The organism is Alteromonas sp. AO-Serp (assembly GCF_017849675.1).
Taxonomy (GTDB): domain Bacteria; phylum Pseudomonadota; class Gammaproteobacteria; order Enterobacterales; family Alteromonadaceae; genus Alteromonas; species Alteromonas macleodii.
In genome coordinates this window covers 1-16,070 of the sequence record NZ_JAFLMX010000259.1, presented here as the reverse complement: position 1 = coordinate 16,070, position 16,070 = coordinate 1, and the positions used below count along the sequence as shown (strand labels likewise).

17 protein-coding genes are annotated in these 16,070 nt (G+C 44.8%); 4 read left to right on the top strand and 13 right to left on the bottom strand.

The annotated features are described in order from the left end of the window. From flgK to QVA83_RS17045, 12 genes are all read right to left on the bottom strand, one after another. Positions 1 to 1,893: flagellar hook-associated protein FlgK (gene flgK / locus QVA83_RS17100; protein ID WP_287498736.1), on the bottom strand; the 1,893-nt coding region annotated here is incomplete at its 3' end. A gap of 16 nt (positions 1,894 to 1,909) precedes the next feature. Then, positions 1,910 to 2,860 (bottom strand): flagellar assembly peptidoglycan hydrolase FlgJ, encoded by a 951-nt coding sequence (gene flgJ / locus QVA83_RS17095; RefSeq protein WP_014975878.1) that lies wholly within the window; start codon positions 2,858 to 2,860, stop codon positions 1,910 to 1,912. 59 nt (positions 2,861 to 2,919) lie between these two features. Next, on the bottom strand, positions 2,920 to 4,032 hold the full coding sequence (locus QVA83_RS17090; RefSeq protein WP_014975877.1) for a flagellar basal body P-ring protein FlgI: 1,113 nt from the start codon (positions 4,030 to 4,032) through the stop codon (positions 2,920 to 2,922). Between the two features lie 22 nt (positions 4,033 to 4,054). Next, a complete protein-coding gene (flgH, locus tag QVA83_RS17085) occupies positions 4,055 to 4,735 on the bottom strand; it encodes a flagellar basal body L-ring protein FlgH (protein WP_014948599.1) in 681 nt (226 codons plus the stop codon). 11 nt (positions 4,736 to 4,746) lie between these two features. Continuing rightward, positions 4,747 to 5,535 (bottom strand): flagellar basal-body rod protein FlgG, encoded by a 789-nt coding sequence (gene flgG / locus QVA83_RS17080; protein ID WP_014948598.1) that lies wholly within the window; start codon positions 5,533 to 5,535, stop codon positions 4,747 to 4,749. A 46-nt stretch (positions 5,536 to 5,581) separates the two neighbouring features. Then, complete coding sequence (locus QVA83_RS17075; RefSeq protein ID WP_014948597.1) at positions 5,582 to 6,325, bottom strand: flagellar basal body rod protein FlgF; 744 nt, start codon at positions 6,323 to 6,325, stop codon at positions 5,582 to 5,584. Positions 6,326 to 6,549: 224 nt separating this feature from the next. Continuing rightward, on the bottom strand, positions 6,550 to 7,935 hold the full coding sequence (gene flgE / locus QVA83_RS17070) for a flagellar hook protein FlgE (protein ID WP_014948596.1): 1,386 nt from the start codon (positions 7,933 to 7,935) through the stop codon (positions 6,550 to 6,552). Between the two features lie 14 nt (positions 7,936 to 7,949). After that, entirely contained in the window at positions 7,950 to 8,636 is a 687-nt protein-coding gene (gene flgD, locus QVA83_RS17065; protein WP_012517628.1) for a flagellar hook assembly protein FlgD, read from the bottom strand. Positions 8,637 to 8,667: 31 nt separating this feature from the next. Further along, positions 8,668 to 9,090, bottom strand: a complete 423-nt coding sequence (flgC, locus tag QVA83_RS17060; RefSeq protein ID WP_012517627.1) for a flagellar basal body rod protein FlgC — start codon at positions 9,088 to 9,090, stop codon at positions 8,668 to 8,670. A gap of 2 nt (positions 9,091 to 9,092) precedes the next feature. Further along, positions 9,093 to 9,527 carry a flagellar basal body rod protein FlgB gene (gene flgB / locus QVA83_RS17055; protein ID WP_061094427.1) on the bottom strand — a complete coding sequence of 145 codons (435 nt, stop codon included), beginning with the start codon at positions 9,525 to 9,527 and terminating at the stop codon, positions 9,093 to 9,095. A gap of 185 nt (positions 9,528 to 9,712) precedes the next feature. Beyond that, on the bottom strand, positions 9,713 to 10,561 hold the full coding sequence (locus QVA83_RS17050; RefSeq protein WP_287498735.1) for a CheR family methyltransferase: 849 nt from the start codon (positions 10,559 to 10,561) through the stop codon (positions 9,713 to 9,715). A 15-nt stretch (positions 10,562 to 10,576) separates the two neighbouring features. After that, the gene (locus QVA83_RS17045; RefSeq protein ID WP_014948591.1) at positions 10,577 to 11,506 is read right to left on the bottom strand and encodes a chemotaxis protein CheV; all 930 of its coding nucleotides are present in this window, start codon (positions 11,504 to 11,506) and stop codon (positions 10,577 to 10,579) included. Positions 11,507 to 11,783: 277 nt separating this feature from the next. On the opposite strand from QVA83_RS17045, the gene flgA reads away from it, so the two are divergent. From flgA to flgN, 3 genes are all read left to right on the top strand, one after another. Next, entirely contained in the window at positions 11,784 to 12,500 is a 717-nt protein-coding gene (gene flgA / locus QVA83_RS17040) for a flagellar basal body P-ring formation chaperone FlgA (RefSeq protein ID WP_014948590.1), read from the top strand. Positions 12,501 to 12,602: 102 nt separating this feature from the next. Further along, complete coding sequence (gene flgM / locus QVA83_RS17035) at positions 12,603 to 12,932, top strand: flagellar biosynthesis anti-sigma factor FlgM (protein WP_014948589.1); 330 nt, start codon at positions 12,603 to 12,605, stop codon at positions 12,930 to 12,932. A gap of 39 nt (positions 12,933 to 12,971) precedes the next feature. Continuing rightward, positions 12,972 to 13,403 carry a flagellar export chaperone FlgN gene (gene flgN / locus QVA83_RS17030; protein WP_156078006.1) on the top strand — a complete coding sequence of 144 codons (432 nt, stop codon included), beginning with the start codon at positions 12,972 to 12,974 and terminating at the stop codon, positions 13,401 to 13,403. A gap of 146 nt (positions 13,404 to 13,549) precedes the next feature. On the opposite strand, the gene QVA83_RS17025 is transcribed toward flgN, so the two are convergent. After that, entirely contained in the window at positions 13,550 to 14,035 is a 486-nt protein-coding gene (locus QVA83_RS17025; protein ID WP_156078005.1) for an LPP20 family lipoprotein, read from the bottom strand. Positions 14,036 to 14,335: 300 nt separating this feature from the next. Between QVA83_RS17025 and QVA83_RS17020 the strand changes: the two genes are divergently transcribed. Next, positions 14,336 to 15,517 carry a flagellar assembly protein T N-terminal domain-containing protein gene (locus QVA83_RS17020; RefSeq protein WP_156078004.1) on the top strand — a complete coding sequence of 394 codons (1,182 nt, stop codon included), beginning with the start codon at positions 14,336 to 14,338 and terminating at the stop codon, positions 15,515 to 15,517. The last annotated feature ends 553 nt before the right edge of the window (positions 15,518 to 16,070 follow it).

Here is a 16,070-nt window from a genome sequence, read left to right as displayed (position 1 = left end):
CGAGGCATCTTCACCAATTCGACCAACCATAGAAGCATAGGCATCTTGAAAGGTACGGGGCGTATTAGTGGCTTCACTACTAACCTGCACCGTGTTCTCATTTTGAATTGCAGCTAAATTAAGTGCATTACTGTTGTCGTTGAAACCATCTGTATTATAGCCAATCGAGAAACTATCCCCTGCTTTAGGTACACCATCCAAGCTTAAGTCAAAACCCGGATAATCATTTAACCCTGCCAAGGCTCCAGGCCATGTACCACTGTTTTTAGCTTGTTCGATAAGATTAGTTAAATCCGTCGTACCTGTAACTGTAGCAATAGTCGCGCCGCTTCCGTCTAGTACGTTATACGTATCTGCGCTGGTGAAAACAATTTGAGCTGGCGCCGCATTATCTATTCCACCTGCGCCATCGAATGCTGAGCGGTCCACTCCTGCACCTACTGTCGTGTTGCTTACTGTAATGCCGACAACATTAGCATTGCCCAGATTAGCGCCGTCTGCCCCCGCCCTTACTGGGCTCGCAAACGCTAGGTCTTCAGGACGATTGGTATCTAACGTTATTTTAGACGCAATGTCTTTGGTTGGCTGAATAAGAAACTCGTTACCCACGGCATAAGGGTCGCTTCCTGAGAAATCAATCTCAATGCCACCTGGTAATTCATTGAAACCTGTTGTTACAGGGTAGTTTGAGTAAACAATATCATTGCCAGATGCATCTTTTTTCGGTGTCCCGTCTGCATTTAGAAGCGTAATTTCTATTTGGCTAGGCGCGCCCGCGGTTACCGCAGTAACCTCAATTTTGTAGTCAGCATCTGTAAGTTCTGCCCCTTTACCTTCGGTAACCTGGGCGGTAACCACATAGTCACCATTGGTATCGCTATATGCTAATCCGCGAAACGAAGGGATATTGAAAATATCACTGCCGAGCTGTCCGTCTAAGTCCATCCCCAATTTATTTTGGGTATTCATTGCATCGGCGAACGCTACTGACAACTGACCAACATCCCGCATTGCAGGGCCTAAGATCTCATTTCTGTAACCAAACAATCCGCCGAGTGCGCCACCTAAGTCACCTTCTACGATACGTATTGAGGCGTCGGCTTTAGTTTGAGACCCAAAGTTCGTTTCGAGTTTAAGCTGCTTGAAGGTTAAGTCTGCATTGGTGTTTAACTCAAATAAATTAAACGCACCATTTTCTAGTACCAGTGACTCACCAGAGGTTAGGTTAATCGTTACCGCGCCGTTTTGCGTTGAGCTCTCTTTAACCGTTATTCCCATTATAGATGCCAGCTCATCTATCGCTTTGTCTCTTTCATTGAGAAGCGCACTAGGTTGATCGCTGGTATTGTTACCATTGGCAATAACTATGTTGCGGTTCAAATCACCAATATTACCAATCAAGGTGTTCGCTCGATTCACCATCGATGTGAACTCTAAGTTAAGCTCTTCTTCTTTTTCCAACATGTAGTCAGACAGTGTTTTCATCCGCTGGTACAAAGACTCAGATTTGCCTAACACTTGATCGCGAGAGGCTAAATTAGTTGGATCGTCAGCAGCAGTTTGCAACGCAGCAAAGTACTCGCTCATACCTTGAGAGATGGAATTAGCCTCACTCGCTAATAGGTTATCAATGGCCGTTGTTTTACTAGAGAATGCCTCAAGCTCGCCGACAGAAGTAATGTCCCTGCGCAATTGATTTTGAGCAAATACGTTGATGATACGTTCGGTATTGCCGATCTCTACACCGAAGACTTGGCTGTTTTGAAGTTCAGTGCGCTCGCGAACATAGCCTGGCGTGTTGACGTTGGCAATATTGTTACTGGTCGTTTGTAATAGCTTACTACTGGCGTTAACACCACTGGTCGCTAATGAGAATAAATCGACAGAACTCACAATGTAATCTCCAATGCTATGGCATTAACGTGCTGAGACGATCGCTGTTATACACTGCCATTATCTTGCGCGCGTATTCAGGGTCGGTAGCGTAGCCCGCTTCTTGAAGCGCATGGGTATAGCGCGCTGCGTCAGAAGCATTCTCGACAGCATGGCTGTAGCGAGGCTGTGATGTGATAAAGCGTCCATAGTCTTCCATTGCGTCTTCTACTGACGAGTAGGACCTAAAAGCAGCCTTTTGTTTTTGCGGTAGTCCATTGTTAAATTCCAACGTGTCGACTACAGCCTGCTCTCCTTGCCATCCCTTATTTGCTTTGATGCCAAATAAGTTGTGCGAGCTTTCCCCATCCGCTTTATGGATAACAAATTTCCCCCACCCGGTTTCAACCGCGGCTTGGGAAATTATTGCTTTAGGATCCATTCCGTATTTTGCTGCCACTTTCTCAGCTATTGGCATTAGGCTCTCTACAAACTGCTCGGGACTTTCGAACATGGCATCTTTTTGTGCTGACTGGCTGCGAATAGACTGTGAAGAAAGGGCAATATCCTGCGCCTCAGTTACGTTGTACACACGGTTTCTGTTAAGTGATGATAAGTCTCCGTCACTTCTGATTACACTGGCAGGCGTATAGCTATCCTCAGTTTGACCTAACTGTTTAACAATGACATCAGCGAGACCTAAACCGCCACCGGAAGTGAGGTCTGTCGCTAGCTGTTGGTCGTGCATATCACGATAAAACTTAACTTGCTGTGAATTAAATGGGCTATTTTCGTCAGCAAGGGCATCTTGTGCTTTACGCATTGATTTCAACATCATTTGCACAAATATCGCTTCAAACTGCTGGGCAGCTTCTTGCAATACCGTCTCGTCGCCCGACGCAATGGCTTCACGCATTTTGTTTATGCTGCCCATATCGTGGACATTGCGAGCCATATCAAGCTGACTTTTTGTGCTAAGTGATTCCATCGTGCTTATTCCGCTGTGACTTTATTTTACTAACGTCTCGTAAATGCTCTTTGCTCGTTTTAAATAATAACGAGCTCTCCACGCAATGCGCCTGCTTGACGTAATGCTTCCAAAATTGCCATTAAATCGCCCGGCGCAGCGCCCACCTCATTTACCGCGCGCACAAGCTGGTCCAGAGTAACGCCTGGCTCAAACTTAAACATGCGGCTATCTGCCAAATCGACATCAACAATCGACTGAGTGGTAACGGCAGTCTGCCCTTCACCAAACGCGTTAGGTTGAGAAACTTGCTGATTTTCAGAGATGGTCACCGTTAGCCCGCCGTGAGTAATTGCTGCTGGTAACAAGCGAACGTCACTGCCAATAACAATGGTGCCTGTGCGGCTGTTTATTACCACACGCGCTGGCGCATCAGCTGGTGTAAATTCGAAGTTTTCTAAGGTAGCCAAAAAGCCCACGCGCTGACCGACATCTCGCGGGGCCGACACGCGAACAGACGCTGCATCAATGGGCTTAGCAATAACATAGCCATTTTCCGGCTGTGCACCTAAGCGCTCGTTGATCGTATCTGCAAGCGACTTGGCTGTTGAGAAATCTGGATAATGGAGGTTAAGCGTTAACGTGTCGCCATTGGCAAAGCCTGTTGGTACAGATTGCTCTACCATCGCACCGTTTGGAATTCTTCCTACCGTTGGCGTATTAACGACAATACGAGAGCCATCACCGCCTTGTGCGCCAAACCCGCTCACGACTAAGCTGCCTTGCGCTACAGCGTAGACTTTACCGTCAACACCGCGAAGAAACGTTTGGAGCAGCGTTCCGCCTTGAAGACTGGCCGCCTCGCCAACTGAAGAAACCGTAATATCAATGGTTTGTCCGGGTTTTGCAAAAGCAGGCAGGTCGGCGTGTACCGCCACTGCGGCCACGTTTCGTATCTTTGGCTTGGTGTTAGCGTCAAGACTGATACCAAAGTTACGCAGCATGGTTCTGAAACTTTGTTCGGTAAACGGGCTTTGTTCACCCGTTCCAGGCAAACCTACAACAAGACCATATCCCACTAATTGGTTACTACGTACGCCTTGAATACTCGCTACATCTTTAATGCGCTGCGCACCTGCCTGTGAAGATAAAAGCATTGTGAAAGCGGCTAATACTACTGAAAACAAACGCATGTTCACTCTCCTATCCTAAAACCTAAAGAGGCCACCAAGCAGAATCAAAGAACTTGGTTAACCAACCCTTTTCTTGTGCTCGCGCAAAACTTCCCGTACCCGAATATTGGATACGCGCATTTGCAACCTTAGTGGACACAATTTCATTCTCGGGACTAATGTCTGCCGGACGAATGATGCCGGTAAGACGGATATATTCATCGCCCTGATTCAGGGTTAGCCACTTTTCGCCACGAATAACAAGGTTGCTGTTAGGAAGTACGTCGACCACAGTAACTGAGATAGCGCCGTTTAAGCTGTTGCTTTGGTTAGCTGTGGCATCACCGGAGAAATCTCGGGATGAACTTATTCCCAATTGTACGGACTCTCCGCCAATATTTATCGCTTGCCCAGCTAGCCCGGTAATAGGGTTTAAATTGACGTTTGAATCTTTCGCAGTGCTAGTGTCGGCTGATTTGCTCGCTTGGGTATTCTCGCTTAACGTTACAGTGATGATGTCACCGACTCTTCTTGCGGTAACGTCAGAATATAAGTTGTTAGCAAGCTGCGAACGAAAAAGCGAGCCATCCTCTACTACCGTTTCACGCGGGTAATCTGGCACTACCGGTGCAAACGACGGGTCGTTTGCCTGAACGGGAGGCTCGTTTGTACTGGCGCAACCGCCAAGTATCAGAAGTGCAGCAGATAAACCTAAAATACGCATGATGCTACCTACTAAAGTTGCTGAATAACCTGACCAAGCATTTGGTCGACCGATGAGATAACCTTTGAGTTCATCTCATACAAGCGCTGGCTTTCGATAAGGTTTACTAACTCTTCGGTCACGTTTACATTAGACGTTTCCAACGTGCCTTGTGAGATATAACCCAAACCTTGCAGACCAGGGATCCCCTGAATAGGTGCACCGCTTGACGCTGTCTCTACATAAAGGTTTTGTCCGGTTGGTTGTAATCCGGTTGGGTTAACAAAGTCAGAAATATTAAGCTGACCGAGTACCTGCGGTTCAGCTTGGCCCCGTATGCTCACGCTAATTTCACCATCTTGAGAAATTGTGATTTGTTGCGCATCTTCGGGAATAGCCACTTCAGGCTGAAGCAAAAAGCCCGCGCCAGATGTAACAATTTGGCCTTGGTCGTTCAGTGAAAACTGACCATTTCTCGAATATGCAATGGTGCCGTCTGGCTGCAATATTTCAAAGTAACCACGGCCCTGAATTGACATATCAAGCGCATTTTCAGTGGTTAACAGGTTACCTTGCGTGTGTGCTTTTTGAGTAGCAACGACCTTCGAGCCTGAACCAAGCATAAGCCCAGAAGGTAGTTCCGTGTCAGCAGACGAACGACCGCCTGGCTGATTGATATTCTGATAAAGCAAATCTTCAAACACCGCGCGGTCTTTTTTAAAGCCCACTGTTGATGCGTTTGCTAGGTTGTTAGACACCACTGCCACATCGGTCTGTGCGGCGTCTAGTCCGGTTTTACTAATCCACAATGCTGGATGCATGTTAACCTCCGACGTTGCTCATAGGGCAACGGTGATAAAAATTCTTTTACAGGATACGTAGTAGCTGATTACCGCGAGTATCAAGCTCTTCTGCTTGCTTCATCATTTTGACTTGAAGCTCGTAGTGACGCTGCAGACTTATCATGTCCACCATTTCGTCAACAGCATTGACGTTGGAACCTTCAAGCATGCCCGACATTACTTTTACGTTGGCATTGGCTGGCGCTATTGAGCCATCTTCCATTCTAAATAAGCCGTCGTTCCCACGTTCCATGTCTGCATAGTTTGGACTAACTAATTTAAGTCGCCCTACTTCTTCAATAACATTGGCAGGGGCACCTAACTGTCTCATCGACAACGTGCCATCGGCGGCGATATTTAGGTTATCTAAAGGAACAGGAAGGAATATTGGCCCATTGTCACCAAGCACGACGCGATCGTGGATATCTGTCAAAATTCCGTCATCGCCTAACTTGAAATTTCCATCACGCGAGTAAGCTTCTTGACCATTTTGATCTTGTACAGCGAACCAACCATCACCTTGAATGGCTACGTCTAAATCGCGGTCTGTTTTAATCATCGGGCCCGATTCGTAATTATTCGACGGGCTTTCTGTCATGGAAAACACGCGAGTCGGCAAACCTTCGCCGTAGGCCGGCATTGACCTTGCCTGCTCTAACTGCGCTCTGAATCCCGTTGTCTGTGCATTAGCCAAGTTATTGGCCCTAATCCCTGTTCCTAGTAGGTCTTGGGAGGCGCCACTTGCTGAAATATAGAGAAGTTTGTCCATGACTGACTTTTGACTCTGATTAAACCTTAAACAAGACTTTGCAAAGGCAGTGCCAATCTGTGGATATTTAGTGCAATTGAAAAATAAGGGCGGTATTGAATTGATATATATAGAAAAATAAAAAGGTCGCATTGTTGCGACCTTTCTAAATCGGGTAAAATAGGTACGGTTTTCCGCGCCTAAAATTTGCCGCTTAGCAATCTGCTAATGTGGCTTACTGCAAACTATCGAATGTTAAGGATAGTCTGGTTTAGCGAGTTGTTCACTTCAAGCGCACGCGAGTTTGCCTGGAAGTTACGCTGAGCGATAATCATGTCGATGAGCTCAGTGGTAAGGTTAACGTTAGCTTGTTCTAGCGCCGAAGAGTTAATTTCGCCGAAAGTACCGGTTGTTGCTTCACCCGCTAGTGCCTCGCCTGAAAGAATACTTTCCTTCCACTGAGTACTGCTCTCTTGAGTTAGGCCTTGTTCATTAGAAAAGCGAACCAAAGCGACACGAACAATGGGTTCAGACGTACCATTAGAGAACGTTGCACGAACCAAGCCATCCGGACCAATGTCGATACCTGTTAATCGACCTACAGGTAAACCGTCTTGTTCTAGTGAAGTAACTTCAAACGCAGAGGCGAACTGAGTCGGCTCATTAGGCGTCGCGTTATTAACATCGAGGTTAAAATCAATGCTTATTTGCTGCGTAGGATCTGAGCCATTAGCAAGAATACCTGCGCCTAACGCTTCTGTTTGCATTTTGAAATCAAGTGTAGGTAGGCCATCAGGCGTTTCCATGCCAGCAAAATCACCACCTTGAGAGAAGATAAGTTTAGATGCTGTTACGGCGTTACCAGTGTTACCACCGACACTATTTACTGCTGTTGCTGGGTCTGTGTCATTACCCGCTGAATCTGTCATATCAACTAGCGTGTCATCGATTGCAGTAGCAACATACCACTCATTATCAACACCCGGTGTCGCATCCTTTATGAAGTAATAGGTCATTACGTGACTATCACCTAACGAATCGTAAACGGTTACCGATGTTGCTGCGTTGTAGGTAAGCGGATCTTCAGGGTCAAAATCTTGTGGATCTAGGGCTGCATCACCAGCAGGCAAGTTCATTCGAATGTCAACTTCTGTGGTTTGTGCGGGAGAACCCGAAGAGTCTGGAATACGCACTGGCTCAGTAGTACTAAGTGCTACCGAGGCACTTGTACCATCAGAGTTAACGGGGAAACCCAATAAGTTATCGCCGTTACTATTAACCACGAAATTGTCGCTATCTAACTTGAACTGACCCGCACGTGTGAACGAGAAGTCGCGAGACGTAATTTCAGGTACTGTCGCAAAGAAACCATTACCTGTGATCGCCAAATCAAGCGAGGTATTGGTAAACTGAAGGCTACCTTGAGAAAATTGCTGAGCAACTTCTTGAGTGAGTACACCGTCACCTACTTTAGTTTTACCACCTGAAAGCAGTGATGCCGCATAAACATCGCCAAATTCAGCGCGAGATTCTTTAAAGCCAACTGTATTTACGTTTGCGATGTTGTTGGCGGTTACATCCAAATCTTTTTGTGCGGCTGATACGCCACTCAGTGCAATATTAAAAGACATTATTGATTCTCCTACTAACTGCCGATTTGAATGACGTCATCAAGATTGATACTGACATCACCATCCAAATTCAAAATTACGCCTTGACCACTACCAGCCAAGCTTACACTTCCAACATGGCGATTAACGGCGGTATTCAGCTGAACACCTTCTCCATTCAACTCGCCAGTGGCACTGATAACATATTCACCCGGTGCCATCTGGTTGCCATGCTTATCTTTGCCATCCCATTCAAACTCAATGTTGCCAGCGCTTTGTGTGCCTGCATCAATGGTTTTTATGACTTCACCAAACTGGTTCTCAATAGTGATCGTCATATTCTGAACTGTTTTTTCATTCACGATGACACCCGAAATGCCATCGCCTTCATTGGCCATATAACCCACGTTACCTTGAACCAGCACGTTTTGCCCGATAAGACTAGAGGCTTGTAACGCTTGATTCGATGTCATTGAAGCTGCAAACGACTCAAACTTTTCGTTAAGCTGGGAAATACCGTCGGCCATCGTAAATGATGTCATCTGCGCTACCATTTGATCGTTATCAACGGGTGCAGTGGGATCCTGATTGGCTAACTGCTCAGTTAACATTGAGAAGAAATCTTCCTGGGTTAACTGCTGCTCGGTGCCGTCAGCTATTTTGACGGTTTCCTCTTGCCAATACAGATCAGTATTTAAGCCAGTATTGTTTATGGTATTCACTGAGTAATCCTCACATTATTCAAGCGGCAAGTTACTGCCCTTGACCTAGCTGCAGTACGCGACGGAAAATACGCTTTGTGGTGTCCGCAACCTGCACGTTAGTTTCATACGCTTTGGACGCTGACATCATATTCGCCATCTCTTCCACGATGTTCACGTTGGGTTTATAGATGTAGCCGTTTTCATCTGCCATCGGGTTGTTAGGTGAATACTCCACTTGCAAAGGAGCATCACTTTCTACAATACCCTTTACTTGAACACCTGCACCTTTCGACTGGTCGCGCATTGCATCTTGCAACGCCGTAGCGAAAACTGGATGGCGAGCTCGGTATGTTTCGTCATAGCTGCTGCTAACCGAGTTAGCGTTGGCAATATTACTTGCCGTAGTATTAAGGCGTACATTCTCCGCCTCCATACCCGTACTCGAAATTTGCATTACATTAAATAAACTCATGACTACTGACCTCCTGAGCTAAGCGCTTTTTTCATGCCTTTAATTTTTCCGTTCAAAAATTCTAGGCTGGCTTGGTAGCGCAATCCATTGTCTAAAAACCGATTTCTTTCCGCTTGAACTTCAACCGTATTACCGTCGCCAGTGTCTGGTTGTGTTGGGATGCGGTATTGCATGTCAAAGTTTGCCGCTACTGACGTAGAATTGCCGCTTAAGTGGCGATCATTTGTCCGCACCATTCCTGAAGAAGCGTGATTGGCTGTACCACCTGATGCTTCTCGCATAGCCGACTGCATTGCTTTATTGAAATCAATGTCCCGCGCTTTATAACCAGGCGTATTTGCGTTCGCTAGATTTCCAGAAATCACTTCCATACGCTCTGTGCGTATAGTGAGTGCTGACTCATTAAAGCCAACCAGCTTATCTAGGTTAATAGCCATAACATGACCTCTGACATACTAAAAATTTGTTTCGTGGTGACAATGTAAGCGGACAATTAAATATCGAATCTTGCCGTTTTACTGTCGTTTGTAGAAATAGTTAGCAAGGCAAATGCCATAATGAGATTTTGACGGAGGGTGTAAGTCAAAAGTGTCGACCTGATCATAAAAAAAAGTATTAGTTATCAGGCCGATAAGTTAGATCTTTTTTTTTGATAGTAAAGGCCAGGGTGGCACTTAACCATACTGTAAATTTCACTCGCAGCACTTATAGACTCCGACGCGCCAAGGAAAAGCACACCTTGAGGCTGCAGCTGTCCGGCAATTTGTTGCAGGATGCGTTGTTTTACTTCGGCCGAGAAATAAATTAAAACATTACGGCAAAAAACGATATCAAAGCGGCCAAGTGCTGCATAGCTCGAAAGTAAATTTAGACTTCTAAAGCTTACCATCCGACGAACGTCGGGTTTTACCTGCATAAGCCCGCTATCATTTTGCTGGAAAAAGGCCTGTCTCCTTTGCGGGGACAATCCCCTTGCAAGGGACAGTTCGTCATAAATACCTAACTCACACTTTTGCAGCATTTCTGACGATAAATCTGTAGCAACAATTTCAACACCCGCTCTTAATGCACCTGGCCTTTGGCGCTGATATTCAAGTACAGACATCGCAATAGAATAAGGCTCTTGTCCAGACGAACAAGCGGCACTCCATATGCGAAGCTTCTGATTTTTTGCCGATAGTGTTGGTAGTAACTCTTTTACAAGTAAATCGAAGGGATAGTTGTCTCGAAACCACAACGTTTCGTTTGTGGTCATTGCGTCAATAACGTTCTGTAGTAAAGTTCTGTCGAACCCTTTCACAACCACGTCAATCAGTTCGTCAGCAGACTCATACTTATGCTTATAGAGTAATGAAGCTAAACGGCTGCGCACCAGGTATTGTTTATTATCACCTAATACTATGCCGCATTGCTTTTCCAAAAACTCTCTAAACTTGAGGTAACTTGCTGGCGAAACGTCTTTATTAGCCAATCCTATCTTGCTCCGTTATTCGCACTCAGTCATTAGCCACTTTTGTACCGCGGTAGCAAGTTCATCGGGGTGGAATTTCGCGATAAAGTCATCAGCCCCTACTTTTTGCACCATAGCTTGGTTGAAGACACCACTGAGCGACGTATGCAATACAACATGAAGCTTTTGAAGTTCAGGCGTATTCTTAATTTCGGCGGTTAGTGTATAGCCGTCCATTTCTGGCATCTCGATATCTGAGACCAGCACGCCTACACGGTTCGTTACATCGCCGTACTCTTCCGCAATTTCTTTAAGCCTGTTTAATGCTTCAAGACCGTTTTTAGCTAGCTCAATTTCTAAGCCTAGTGAAGTTAGGGCCTTTTTAACCTGGTTTCGCGCTACCGCAGAGTCATCTGCAATAAAGATAATTTTGTTTTCTTGGCCTTCGGTTGTCAGACCTTCTGCCACCTCAGAACTTACTTCGGCATTCAACGGAGAAATTTCATTTAAAATTTTCTCAACGTCTAGAATTTCAATAAGTTCATTTTCAACTTCAGTCACCGCCGTTAAATAGCTTGCTCTGCCGGTACCTTGAGGTGGCGGCATGATCGCATCCCAATTGGTGTTGATAATACGCTCTACGGCACCCACCAAAAAGCCCTGAACTGAACGGTTATATTCCGCAATGACAATAAAGGCATTAGAGAGATCTTCAATTTTACGGCCGCGTGTTGCCATACTTAAATCAATGACCGATATAGTTTGACCACGGATGTGCGCCACACCACGAACCAACGGGTTTAATTTCGGCATTGCTGTTAGCGGAGGACACTGAAGCACTTCCCGCACTTTAAAAACGTTAATTCCAAAGCGTTGGCGGCCGTTCAGTCTAAACAGCAGCAACTCTAAGCGATTCTGCCCAACAAGCTGCGTGCGCTGGTTTACTGAATCTAAAATCCCCGACATAGGTCACCTCTAAGTAATACTGGGCATGATCATTGCCTCTTATGATAAAGATAGACAATATCACTAAATTTTTGCAGGTCAAACGACAGAAAAATGACACTAAATAGCATTTTTCAGTCTTTAGTAGGGTTTATACCTTAACTTAGTCAATGATCCTGCGTTGACGCTCGTGCTTGTAAACCTTATGGATTTACTTTGGCTGTTATTTATTTGCACTAAGCAAACCGGCCGTATTAAGCATAGTCAATAACTTGTAAACTGAACACGAAAAGTCATGATGAAAAATATGAACGCCAAAACGCGCCTTACATTCACACGATTACTGTCATTGACCGTTTTCAGTGTGCTTTCTATGAACTGCTTGGCGACACAAACCAATCACAAACAGGTTGAAGAAGGCGCAAAACAATACCTAATAACTCAACTTGCTGATAATACGCAGGATACTAGCATTGATGTGTCTATTGTGAAGATAGACGATAGGATAAATATTCCTGACTGCCCAACTGGGTTCGAATACAATGCGTCGCAAGAAGCGCTGAGCCAATCGTATATATCAGTTAGAGTGAGCTGCAGAAATAATGAATGGTACCTTTTCACCAGCGGGCAAGTAACGCGTACCAAAGAAATTGTTGTCACTCAAGGCGCAATAAGTCCAGGAACCGTACTGACATCATCGAATCTGTCTCTGGCAAAAGTTGATGTAAGACGATTGCGCCATACCGCATTTACTGAGCTAGAAGCACTTATTGGGGCTAGAATAAAACGCCGAGTGACTGACGGACAAGCTATACAGTCAAATATGCTATGCTTTGTGTGCAAAGGCGACAGAATTACCATAACTGCTGAGGTAGCAGGTATGGAAGTGAAAACAGCCGGAATCGCTCAGCAAGACGGTGTCGTTGGTGACAATATTAAGGTAATTAATGCCAGTAGCCAAAAGGCGGTGATAGCAAGAGTCGCAAGCCCTGAAGAAGTCGTGATACACTTATAAACGACGCAGCGAATATCTACTTTTTTGTTCACAATTTAGCTAAAGAAATTAGCCAAAAGGCCGATATACTTTACAGAGGCGAAAAAGTAGTGAGGACTAATTATGGCAATTAATAATATAAACAATGGGTTACCTAAAACACCCGTTGATAATGGAAAGGTTGCGCAGCAAAACCAAACGCAGCAATCTCCACAGCAGGCATCAACACAGGCTGCGCAAACCGCATCAGTTCCGCGTCAGGATTCTGTATCGTTGACGCAATCTGCTCAGCAGCTCAACCAGGTTCAGAAGAAAGGTTCGGAAGCGCCTGTGAACCAAGATAAAGTCGATCGCCTTAAGCGAGCGATTCAAAGTGGCGAGTATAAAGTTAATCCTGAAGTGCTTGCCAACAAGATTGCAAAACTAGAAGGTGAGATTTTTGGCGCTAAATAATGAGCGACAAAACTCGTAACTAACCAGAAGAGAGCTAACGTGACTGAACAAGCAAGCCAATTGACACAAGCACTAATAAAGCAAGTGGAGCAACTGTCTTCACTTGCCGTATTGCTTGAAAAAGAATTGCAACTTATCAGTTCGCGAGACGCCGAATCTTTAATGAATTTGTTAGACGAAAAGACAGCACTGTTAACGTCTATTCAGGCTCTCGATGGAAGCATTGAGCGCACAATTAGCGATCAAGGCTCAATGTCAGAAGAAGATGATGCATTAATGGCTAATGCAAAGAAACTTCTGGACGATTGCAAATACCGCACGCAGGTCAATCAAAAAGCCGTAGAGCAAGGACAGCTACGCCTCACACACTTACGTAACTTGATGATGGAAGTTCGTGCCAAAGAATCGCTCACCTATGACAAAAAAGGAAAGCCGAAAGGCGGGACTTTAGGGTCGGGAGTGAGCGCCTAATTTTTTTGCGATTTCAGTAAACCTCACTCAGCGAGCTTTAACCATTAAGCCTTAACCGGTAAAAGTAAATTATACCTCTGTGTATTTGCGCATGTTTTAAGACTTCACGATACAGCCACTTGCGCAAACACCCCTTTCGCTATCGTTTAATAATACTTAACATCCTTTACTCGGCGCGGTTTTGCGGTCGACAGATATATATCGTAAACCTGCTGCATATCTAAAGCGAGTTCGGTGACGTATGTATCTTCACCTACCGGATAGGCTTTTACGACTTCAGCGCCTCTAATGACCCCCTCTACAGATGCTCGCAATGTTTCGCTATCTATAACCAAGTGAGACAGAGACTGATTGCCTTCAATTTTTTGACCATAGACTTGTTCAGTTAGCTCTCGGTATGCATCTAATTTTGACGCTTTCATCGCCAATATAAGCTTCATGCTGTCGCTTTCGCCATGCTGAGAAGAAATTGGCGCATAGCCTACCGCCTTGAGCACGGGATAGCTTTCTGGTTCTATTGTTTCCCACTCAACGTGTTTATCAATAATGCCGCATCCACCAGTGCTTATTGCTAAACCAAGAAAGCAAGACAGCAGCAGCGATTTTGATTTATGTATTTTTTTCAAGCACATAGTTTCATTTCCAAATTGCATTATTAATAAAATCAAATGTGTAGTTATGCTGCTCTCGTCGGTGGCAGCTTTGTAACTACGAGATACCGCCATACTCGCGGTAGCAGATTTTGACGTATTTAAACTGACGCTTTTTACAAACCTTTAGCAAGATACGCGTTGCAAGATATGTGCAAGATATGCGCCCGATTGATTTAATGAAGACCAAACCACATCAATTGGCACTCTTTTCGCATACTTCGCCTTATAAACCGGGCGCTTTGCATAGCGCAGTTAGACAACAACCTCCAGAGGTGTGCGGTGCGATATATTAGCAAAACAACGCTGGTAACTATTTTAAATGCTGTCGTGGCGGTAATTTGCCTGTTTGCATTTTTCGTTGGGCAAGCAAATGCCGTGTGGTACGAGGCTACAGGACAGGCTGTGGTGCGAAATGGTGATAAAGAAACTGCCAGACATGCGGCTACCCAAGAGGCACTTAAGCAAGCCATGCTTTTTGCAGGCGCATCAGTTCATAGCGTCGCCAAGCTTACAAATGGTCTTCTTAAAAATGAAGAGATGACCATTCGCTCTACCGGCGAAGTTGAACAACTGGAACTGGTTGATGAAGTTTATAGCGGCGATGTGATTACGGTAAGTATTCGCGCTGACATTTTTCCAAGAGGAAAAGTGTGTGCCGCACAAAATGACCAGAAACATTTCGCTACCACACATTTCAGGGTACGTAACAGAGCGCAACTAACACAGGGTAATATTCCCAACTTCGATGCTTCATTCACCCATCAGTTAGCGCAGGCCATGCGAAATAAAACTGAAAACCTAGATATTATCTATATCGCGCCACATACTGCAAAATTTGACAGTCGATATACTGACCAAAATGTACGCACGCTTTCAGCGCAAAGTAATACTCAATTTGTGCTGGTGGGCATGATAGATGATTTAAGCGTGACACGGGAAGAGGCTTCGGTTTTTACACCGTGGCGTGAGGGTACTTCTCGACGCTCCTTTGCTATGACCATTCAAGTTTATGACGGCATTAATGGAGGCCTGTTGTTGACTAAGTCTTATCAGAATCAAGGAGAATGGACATTCGACAGATTCGAAGATGTAGATGAATTTTCGACGAAGTTTTGGCAGTCGCTTTATGGGCAAACTGTCAACGCGACAATAGCAGAAGCGATTGAAGACATAAAAGAAGCCACTGCATGCCAGCCAATGACAGGTAGAGTGATTAATGTTGCCGGCGATAAAATTTCTGTATCGTTAGGCAGAGACAATGGCATTTCTGAAAAAGATGAACTATACCTTTATCAAGCTAAAGAGATTGTCGATAACCGTGGCCGTAAATACTTACAGTACTCGCTATATCCTGGCAAATTTGTAGTGAGTAGTGCCTACGGTAATTCGTCTCTAGTAGTAAACGAAGGTGCAGGAATTATCGCAAACATTCAAGAACACGATTTTGTAGTAAAAAAATAGTCTTTCTCGATCTGCCTTAAACAGTTTAGAGTTCCCAGTTTATATAGTACTTTCGTCATCTAAGTGAAATAATTGCCTTTGGAAATGTATCGAACATCAATTACTTCAAGCATTGAATAAAGTGTAACTATAATCTTTTACTTCAATTCGTTTTTGTTAGAATCCAAACTATCGTAGGGATTTTGTTCAACAAAACATGCTGTTTTATCCAACAGCGGCATATAAAATTATCAAATTGAACAATCCCCATACACTGCTCTTTAGATTTACGAGACTAGCGGTACACTTTGATATTTAAAAATACGCTGACCATAGCCAAAGCCCTCGTATCTACGAGGGTTTTTTATATGCATTAGAAAACCAGGCCATGGGCACATTACTTTCACGTCAGTGACAGAGACGTTCTTCTCATAGCGCTGCACCTTGTTGACAAAGGGTTTCGTATTTTCCCGAACTACGTATAATAAAACTCCCTACGCATTAGGTCCCCATAGTTTAATGGATAAAACAAGGCCCTCCTAAGGCTTAGATGTTGGTTCGATTCCAGCTGGGG

Bases quoted from the DNA above. Each gene is read 5' to 3' on its own strand.
- QVA83_RS17090 (WP_014975877.1), bottom strand. From the start codon at position 4,032: ATGCGTTTGTTTTCAGTAGTATTAGCCGCTTTCACAATGCTTTTATCT.
- flgJ (WP_014975878.1), bottom strand. From the start codon at position 2,860: ATGGAATCACTTAGCACAAAAAGTCAGCTTGATATGGCTCGCAATGTC.
- flgC (WP_012517627.1), bottom strand. From the start codon at position 9,090: ATGAGTTTATTTAATGTAATGCAAATTTCGAGTACGGGTATGGAGGCG.
- flgH (WP_014948599.1), bottom strand. From the start codon at position 4,735: ATGCGTATTTTAGGTTTATCTGCTGCACTTCTGATACTTGGCGGTTGC.
- flgB (WP_061094427.1), bottom strand. From the start codon at position 9,527: ATGGCTATTAACCTAGATAAGCTGGTTGGCTTTAATGAGTCAGCACTC.
- flgG (WP_014948598.1), bottom strand. From the start codon at position 5,535: ATGCATCCAGCATTGTGGATTAGTAAAACCGGACTAGACGCCGCACAG.
- flgM (WP_014948589.1), top strand. From the start codon at position 12,603: ATGGCAATTAATAATATAAACAATGGGTTACCTAAAACACCCGTTGAT.
- QVA83_RS17025 (WP_156078005.1), bottom strand. From the start codon at position 14,035: ATGTGCTTGAAAAAAATACATAAATCAAAATCGCTGCTGCTGTCTTGC.
- flgE (WP_014948596.1), bottom strand. From the start codon at position 7,935: ATGTCTTTTAATATTGCACTGAGTGGCGTATCAGCCGCACAAAAAGAT.
- QVA83_RS17075 (WP_014948597.1), bottom strand. From the start codon at position 6,325: ATGGACAAACTTCTCTATATTTCAGCAAGTGGCGCCTCCCAAGACCTA.
- QVA83_RS17045 (WP_014948591.1), bottom strand. From the start codon at position 11,506: ATGTCGGGGATTTTAGATTCAGTAAACCAGCGCACGCAGCTTGTTGGG.
- flgA (WP_014948590.1), top strand. From the start codon at position 11,784: ATGAAAAATATGAACGCCAAAACGCGCCTTACATTCACACGATTACTG.